The sequence below is a fragment of the Metabacillus fastidiosus NBRC 101226 genome, assembly GCF_001591625.1.
Classification (GTDB): domain Bacteria; phylum Bacillota; class Bacilli; order Bacillales; family Bacillaceae; genus Metabacillus; species Metabacillus fastidiosus.
Genome location: NZ_BCVG01000142.1, coordinates 1 through 8,135, shown reverse-complemented (window position 1 = coordinate 8,135; position 8,135 = coordinate 1). Strand labels below are relative to the sequence as shown.

Here is an 8,135-nt window from a genome sequence, read left to right as displayed (position 1 = left end):
GAGTTATTTTTTGACCTTTTTAGACAGCCTCATATAGAATTTTGTAGTTTCATAAGAACCTTTGTCGAATCTATTCCAATGTACTTCACTTTCTCCGATAATGATTCTAAAGACCTAAATGATGAATTAAACGCATGGAGTATTAGGAGGGAATGCAGCAGTGGAAAATCTCTATATAAAGAATTTCATTACACTAGATTATGAAATTGACATGCTTAGACAGGCAATGATTGAAAAAGGTAAGACAAAAGGCTTAAATGACCCGGAAACATTACAGTATAGCGAAAAACTAGATAAATTAATTTTTTATCATCAGCACTTAAGAAAGCGTTTACAAAAAGGCTGACTAATCGTTTGTATCAGAGAACAACAAGCTATATTTCATATTAGAAATGAGGAATATTTGTATGAAAATTACTAGACTGATTAAAATTCTAATAATATTAACAGTTACTCTTTCTATTATCAGCTTAATTAATTTAACTCTTCTTTTTCAATCTATTCAAAATCGAACAAAAGCAATTGATACTCAAATTGAAGCACAGGATTTAGTTTACAGTTTTATGAATGTATCTGATTTTTTAACTAGTAGTGTAAGAAGCTATATCCAATCTGGTGAATTGAAATACTACGACGCATATTGGAAAGAAGTTACGGAAACAAAAACGAGAGAGACAACATTAGAACAGCTGAAAGCACTGGATGTACCGGATGAACTTATTTCAGCGGTTGGACAGGCAACAGAACAGTCGAAACAGCTTGCCAAATTAGAAAGTGTTGCAATGGATGCAGTAGAAAGAAAAAACTTTAAAGAAGCTGGACAAATTGCATTCGGAAATGAATATAATACCCAAAAAGCTTCAACCACTCTTGCATTTGAAAACTTTGGAGAAAAGATGAATACATGGGCAAATGATCAAGCAGCGATTGCCTATAACAAGATGCTCACATACTTAATCTCTACTATCGTCTTTATATTTATTCTAGTTATCTTTGTGAATATATCATTAATTTTCCTACATCGAAAAATTCAGCCGCTGCAATTATTAACAACATTAGCCGAGCTTGTCAGCAGCGGTGACCTAAATGTGGAACAAGTTCATCTTAAATCTTCAAAAGATGAAGTATCACAATTAGCCAAAGCATTCAACTTAATGACGACGAATTTAAAAACATTAGTAAGAAAAATGAAAGATACTTCAGAACAAGTATCAGCATCTTCCGAAGAGCTTTCATCAAGCTCTGAACAGAATAGCCACGCTACCGAAGAAGTTGCTGCAACAATGCAGATGCTGGCAGCTGGGGCTGAAAGGCAAGTTCATAGTATAAAAGATACTTCCGTAATTATTGAACAAATATTAGCGAGCAGCCAGCAAATTGCAGGAAGTACGGAAATCACTTTAGCAACCGTCAGCAAAGCAGCTGAACGAACAAACAGTGGAAACAATGCTGTCCAAACATCTGTTAAACAAATGGGGCTTATTAGCGAAAATGTGAGTGAATTAGAAAATATCATTAAAAATATGGGAGAACATTCTAGTGAAATCGGGCAAATAATCGCAGTTATTAATAATATTGCTGAACAAACGAATCTTCTCGCTTTAAACGCAGCTATCGAGGCGGCGAGAGCTGGTGAAAGCGGCCGCGGTTTTGCAATTGTTGCTGATGAAGTAAGAAAATTAGCAGAGCTCTCTGCCCAATCTACAAAACAAATTGCAGGTCTTATTCATATGATCCAAGCAGCTACAAATGAAGCAGTTATCTCAATGGAATTAACAGCAAAAGAAGTAAGTTCAGGAATTGAGTTAGTGAATACAGCTGGATGTTCATTCAACCAGATTAATAGCGCAATAAATGAAGTAACAGCACAGATTGAAGAAATATCAAGTTCTGTACAACAATTATCAGCTGGAACAGAACATGTCGTTCACTCAATCAAAACAGTTGAGCTTGTTGCTAATGAAGCTTCTTCCAGCACCCAAAGCGTATCGGCAGCAACAGAAGAGCAGCTTGCTTCAACAGAAGAAATTACAGCTTCCGCAAGCTCTTTATCGAAAATGGCTGACGACCTGCAAACTCAAATCGGAATATTTAAATTATAAACATCCCTATCAAGCCTGGTTACCGTGAAATATTTCACGGTAACCAGGCTTTCTTTATTATATTTCCCCTAGTTCATTTTAATTATGTAATCGTTTCACAATTGGCTGAAACTATACTTTTAACATTACCCATTTAAATAAATAGTTATTTAGAATTAAAAATTAGTTCTTATATGGAATAAAATATGATAAAAAGACTATGTTTTTTTTGTCAAAAATACTATGTTTTTGTCAAAAACTATTCCGTTTTTACTAATTTTGTATCATAATATTACAAAAGGACTATTTTTAGGAGGTGTTGATAATAAATGTCAATTATTCATAAGATTGATCTCATTAGGAAAGCAATGATAGAGACTTGTAATATAAAAGGTCTAAATGATCCTAAGACATTAAAGTATAGTCAAGTATTAGATCAACTAATCTATCAGTATCAATCATCTGGAAAATATTAATAGCACATAGATTAATTTAAAATGAATGAATCTATGCCTATAACCTAAAAAAGAAGGGATATTTTGTGAAAATTTCCAAGCTAATTAAAATTCTAATGACAGTAATGATCTCTCTTTCAATCATTAGTGTTATTAGTTTAGCCTTACTTTACACAGCAATTAAAGAACGTACTGAAACAATCAATATTCAAATTAAAGCTGAAAGCTTAGCTGATGATTTTCTCCTGGCATCTGACGCCCTATCGGATAATATCCGTGCCTATGTGCAATATGGAGAAACAAAGTACTATAACGCTTATATGAAAGAAATAAACGAGACAAAAACACGTGAAAATGTCATCTCAGAGTTAAAGAAGATACAAGTATCGAATGAAGTTATTGGACTTCTGGAACAAGCTTTTGCAGATTCTCATAAACTCGCTGAAATAGAAAAAGAAGCATTTGCTTTTGCTGAAAAGAAAGATTATGAAAATGCCAGAAGAATCGTATTCGGAGATCAATATAATATTCAAAAAGATTTCATTTCTGATTCACTCACAAAATTCGATAATAAGATGAATGAGTGGGCAGATGAACAGTCTCATATTACATACACAAAAATGAATACTTTTTTAATTTCCACCATTGTTATCATTATTATATTAGTTATTTTTATAAATTTAGCATTAATAGTACTTCTTAGAAAAATTAAACCGCTGCAGCAATTAACAGCGATGGCTGAACGTGTTAGTGATGGTGATTTAACTACTCCAGCACTACGTTTTAAAGATTCAAAAGATGAAGTGAGTCATTTAACAAAGGCATTTAATAAAATGATTAACAATCTGACAACTTTAGTAAAAAAGGTGAAAGAAACGTCAGAGCAAGTTGCAGCCTCCTCTGAAGAATTAGCATCAAGCTCTGAACAAAATAGCTATGCTACTGAAGAAATTGCAACGACAATTCAATCACTGGCAGCTGGAGCCGAAAAGCAGGCATCCGCTGTAAATGGTACTTCAGAAATCATTCAGCAAATTTCAGCTAGCAGCCAGCAAATTGCTGCAAGTACAGAAATTACATTAACAATGATAAATGAAGCATCTGAAAAAACAGATGATGGAAATGAAGCGATCCAAACATCAGTTCAACAAATGGGTCTAATTACCAAAAATGTGAATGAGTTAGAATATGTTATTAAAGATATGGGAGAACATTCTAAAAAAATCGGACAAATCGTTGAGGCTATTACTGGAATAGCGAACCAGACAAATTTACTTGCATTAAATGCAGCAATTGAAGCTGCCCGAGCTGGTGAAAGCGGGCGAGGTTTCGCTGTTGTCGCTGATGAAGTAAGAAAATTAGCAGAGCTGTCTGCAGAATCAGCAAAACAGATTTCTGGTCTTATTCATGTGATTCAAACTGATACGAATAAAGCTGTTGTCTCAATGGAATCAACAGCAAAAGAAGTAAATTCAGGTATGAAATTAATAAATACAGCAGGTGCTTCATTTAACCAGATTAACGAAGCAATAAGTGAAGTGACGAAACAAATTGAAGAAGTATCAAGTGCTGTCGAGCAAATGGCTTCCGGTACGGAACAAGTCGTTCAATCGGTAGAACTTGTTAAAACAGTCGCAAATGAAGCTGCTTCCAGTTCACAGACCATATCTGCATCTTCAGAAGAACAGCTTGCTTCTAGCGAGGAAATTACAGCTTCCGCAAGCTCTCTGTCACAAATGGCAGATGATCTTCAGCTTCAAATTGAAACTTTTAAACTTTAGTATGATCAAATAAGTAAAGATGCTGCTTGCAAGGGTCTACCCTTCTAATTTGAAACAAACCCGCGCAAGCAGTTTATGAAGTAAATTAAATTTTATCTGTGTAGAAGAGTAGTTGTACTTAAATCTTTTTAGAAAGGTAATTACGATATTTTATTGGGTGATAAAATTGATGTTCAAAGACTTGTTTACAAATATTACTGTGCTTGTTTCTCTATTAATTTTTTATTGTCAAATGACAAACGCTAAACCTCTAACAAGGCATTCGCCAATAAGAAGAAAGATAACGGTTGGCATCGCAGGCGGATTACTTGGGAATATATTAATGTACTACAGTATTTCTATAGATGCAGCATTAATTGATCTAAGGCATATCCCACTTATATTAGTTGCTTTTTACGGTGGTACACTGCCTGCTTTACTATCCATGTTACTCATTATTTTAGGCCGTATGTTTATTGCTATAAACATACCAGCATTTACTTCCATTATTTTAATCATCTTAGTTACTGCTGCCTCTCTAATTTTAGCCAAAACAACATTATCGAAAAAAATGAAAATCTTTCTCATTTTAACTTTTGACAATTTTATTTTTTCTATTATTGTCAGCTCTTTACTACATGATCCTTACACTCTTGCATACTTAATTCCATTTTACTCAGGAGCTTCTTATATCGGTGGCTTTATCGCCTTTTATGTTTTAAATGTTTTGCGTACAAATCAAATGTTATTTAAAAAATATAAATCTGAATCAACAACGGACGCATTGACCGGACTGAATAATTATCGGAATTTTGATGAAAAATTTAATGATTTAGTCAAGACAGTTATTCATAAAAAGGAACAGCTTTCTCTGCTCTATATTGATATTGACTTTTTCAAAAAGGTAAATGATACTTATGGACATGCTGAGGGTGATGAAGTATTAAAACAGCTTGGTGAAATACTTCAAAAATGTTCCCGCTCCTTTGATATTATTAGCAGGAACGGCGGTGAGGAGTTCACTGTTCTGCTTCGTAATTCTTCTTTAACAGAGGCAAGGGAAACCGCGGAGAAAATTCGCCGGTCAGTAGAGAAACACTCATTCCAGTTAAAAAACAACCACATTAATGTAACCGTTTCCATCGGTGTAGCTTGTTTTCGCGAAACAACAGACAATATATATAATTTAATTGAAGATGCGGATAAATCTTTATATCAAGCAAAAAATACGGGACGGAATAAAGTATGTATTGCCTTATCCCATTAAATAAATACTAAAAGACATCTCTTTTAATGGTAAAATTGCATACCGATAAAAATGATGTCTTTTTTAATTAATTGAACTTCTATTCTTTTTAAGAAGCCTCATGTTCAAGTCGTAATTTATCCGTAACCATTGCGATGAACTCTGAATTTGTCGGCTTCGCTTTTGTCATGTTTACTGTGTAGCCTTTGTTATGTCAACATTTTGGACTATTCGTTTATTTATATGTACCATTTATTTATCCGTATGTATTTTACTTATTAGTTGCTTAGTGATCAACTTGCTATTACTCTACTATTCACACGTCAATTATACTTTTTCCTATATCTTAACAACAAACAGAAAATTATTAGCAATTAAAAAGGTCACCATTAAGGTAACCAAATAAAACTATATAAAGAATCTTAATTTGATGTTTCAACCCACTCATTAGTGTTTTCTAATCCAGTTTGTTTATCTTTATGTTTGGCTTCAACTTGTTTTGTTAATTCTTTAGCTTGTTCTTTCTCTGTAACATCAGCCTCAATAGCCATGTAAAGAGTACCAGCTTTATCATAGCGTTGCTGAGTTACTTTATAATCAATTTTTTCCTCGTCATCACTTGCAAAGATTGCGAATACGTGAATACTACTACTGCCCACAAACCAATTGCTAATACACGTACAGATGGTTTAACAGGTTTTCTCTCTTTTACTGCTATAAAAAACACCCTACTTTATAATTTCAAATTACTATAATACTACATTTTCATTTTTAAAGGAATTAAATGGAAGAAAAAGGGCAGGGTTATTCTTTTGTTTTACATTCTTAATTTTATTCAATTAGTACTCCTCATCACCATGAAATGCATTATAATCTCGCCATCTTATTTCTTCAAGAGACGGTCTCTTACCAAAGTGTTTAGCGGATAACTCATTTAACAGTTTGATACGTTCACCATTATCCATCCCTTCAATAGCTTTTAAAATTTCATTAGCTGTCATTTGTTTTTCCATAGCAGTAACCTCCAAAATGTTTTATATAGTCCCCGAAAATTTTTTTCGGAAACGGTTATTTTATTTTACCCAAAACCTTGACCAACCCTCTCATAAAAGGCTGTACAGTGAAATCAATAGGGCAGTGGTACAGAACATCAAAGTTAATTTCGTTAGAATGGCATGTAGCACCTTGACCATTTATAGTTCCAAATCAGATAACAACAAAAAAAGACACCATCCTTTACTGGCAGTTTTACATACCAATAAAAAATGATGTCTTTCGGTAAATAAACGAAGTATTTATAGGTTCAAAAAGAAGTTTATCGGTCACTGTACATTTAGTAGTAATAACTGAAGAATCACCCCAATCCCAGTAATAACAACGATTCAACCCTTTCAAGAAGCCTTATGTTCAAGTCTTAATTTATCTGCAACCATCGCAATAAACTCTGAATTTGTCGGTTTCGCTTTTGTCATGCTTACTGTGTAGCCGAATAATGATGAAATAGAGTCGATATTCCCACGGCTCCACGCAACCTCAATCGCATGACGGATTGCTCTCTCGACACGGCTTGCTGTCGTATTGTATTTTTTCGCAATATCCGGGTACAATACTTTTGTAATAGAACCGAGCAGCTCAATATCGTTATAAACCATCGAGATTGCTTCTCTTAAGTATAAATAGCCTTTAATATGTGCAGGTACACCGATTTCGTGAATAATGCTCGTAATGCTCGCATCCAAGTTTTTCACTTTAGGCTCTTCTGCTGTCCTAATACTTGAAGTAGCACGCTTTACGATCGGTGCAGCATTGCCGCTTACTTGGCGGATATGACTTGCAAGCCCTTCCATATCAAAAGGCTTTAAGATGAAATAAGCTGCCCCTAAATCAACTGCTTTCTTCGTCACATCTTCCTGACCGAAAGCTGTCAGCATAATAACGTTAGGCTGTTTCACTTTATCCATCGCTCTTAGCCTTTCGAGTACACCAAGACCGTCTAAATGTGGCATAATAATATCTAAAATCAGCACATCAGGATCTTTTTCAGCTAACATATTCAAACATTCCTGACCATTATAAGCAACCCCAAGAATCTCCATATCATGCTGACTTGAAAGATATTCCTCCAATAATCCAACTAGCTCTCTATTATCATCAACGATACACACTTTTATTTTTTTCAATGTTTTAGTCCTCCTTAAGTCTATTGCCAAAATCACTTCTTATACAAGATTCTAAACTAAACTATTCGACAATGTTACTTTATATCCTTTAATTTTTTGAAAAAAACTCAAAAACCAAAGGTATTCTGAATAATACTCCATTTTTCTCTAAATTTCGACCTGTTTTGATATTTGACTTTTTAGACTAAGGTATTTTTGTCGAAAAATCTTTCTTTTCATAATTTCTATTTTACATAAAATAAGATCAATTTAAAAGGATTAAAATTCATCTTAACTAGAAATTGCTATCAGTTATTTAAGAATTAGCATTATTACCTAAAAAAAGAGGATGTTCCAAAAGGGTAAAAGCTACCCTTTTGGAACATCCTGCTGAAAGGCCCTGTCATGGAGATCCAATAAAATCAAGGATTTGG

General features: G+C 33.8%; 8 protein-coding genes and 1 pseudogene. 5 read left to right on the top strand and 4 right to left on the bottom strand.

All coding sequences use genetic code 11. The annotated features are described in order from the left end of the window. The first annotated feature begins 160 nt into the window (after positions 1-160). The 5 genes from BFA01S_RS19830 to BFA01S_RS19815 all read left to right on the top strand — a co-directional run bounded on the left by BFA01S_RS19830 (position 161) and on the right by BFA01S_RS19815 (position 5,563). Positions 161-346 carry an aspartyl-phosphate phosphatase Spo0E family protein gene (locus tag BFA01S_RS19830; protein WP_066235024.1) on the top strand — a complete coding sequence of 62 codons (186 nt, stop codon included), beginning with the start codon at positions 161-163 and terminating at the stop codon, positions 344-346. Between the two features lie 61 nt (positions 347-407). Beyond that, the gene (locus BFA01S_RS19825; RefSeq protein WP_066235022.1) at positions 408-2,102 is read left to right on the top strand and encodes a methyl-accepting chemotaxis protein; all 1,695 of its coding nucleotides are present in this window, start codon (positions 408-410) and stop codon (positions 2,100-2,102) included. 308 nt (positions 2,103-2,410) lie between these two features. Further along, entirely contained in the window at positions 2,411-2,557 is a 147-nt protein-coding gene (locus BFA01S_RS22140) for an aspartyl-phosphate phosphatase Spo0E family protein (protein WP_082800094.1), read from the top strand. A gap of 65 nt (positions 2,558-2,622) precedes the next feature. Continuing rightward, positions 2,623-4,317, top strand: a complete 1,695-nt coding sequence (locus BFA01S_RS19820) for a methyl-accepting chemotaxis protein (protein WP_066235019.1) — start codon at positions 2,623-2,625, stop codon at positions 4,315-4,317. Between the two features lie 169 nt (positions 4,318-4,486). After that, complete coding sequence (locus BFA01S_RS19815) at positions 4,487-5,563, top strand: GGDEF domain-containing protein (RefSeq protein ID WP_235843080.1); 1,077 nt, start codon at positions 4,487-4,489, stop codon at positions 5,561-5,563. Positions 5,564-5,651: 88 nt separating this feature from the next. Here the strand turns inward: BFA01S_RS19815 and BFA01S_RS22635 are convergent. The 4 genes and pseudogenes from BFA01S_RS22635 to spo0A form a co-directional block, all read right to left on the bottom strand. Continuing rightward, positions 5,652-5,747 (bottom strand): annotated as a pseudogene (locus BFA01S_RS22635) (hypothetical protein); the annotation flags it as partial. Between the two features lie 217 nt (positions 5,748-5,964). Next, positions 5,965-6,201: a hypothetical protein gene (locus tag BFA01S_RS19810; RefSeq protein ID WP_066235017.1), complete on the bottom strand. Its 237-nt coding sequence runs from the start codon at positions 6,199-6,201 to the stop codon at positions 5,965-5,967. 180 nt (positions 6,202-6,381) lie between these two features. After that, positions 6,382-6,555 (bottom strand): hypothetical protein, encoded by a 174-nt coding sequence (locus BFA01S_RS22630; protein ID WP_156483962.1) that lies wholly within the window; start codon positions 6,553-6,555, stop codon positions 6,382-6,384. A 378-nt stretch (positions 6,556-6,933) separates the two neighbouring features. After that, positions 6,934-7,722 (bottom strand): sporulation transcription factor Spo0A, encoded by a 789-nt coding sequence (gene spo0A / locus BFA01S_RS19805; RefSeq protein WP_066235014.1) that lies wholly within the window; start codon positions 7,720-7,722, stop codon positions 6,934-6,936. Positions 7,723-8,135: the final 413 nt, after the last annotated feature.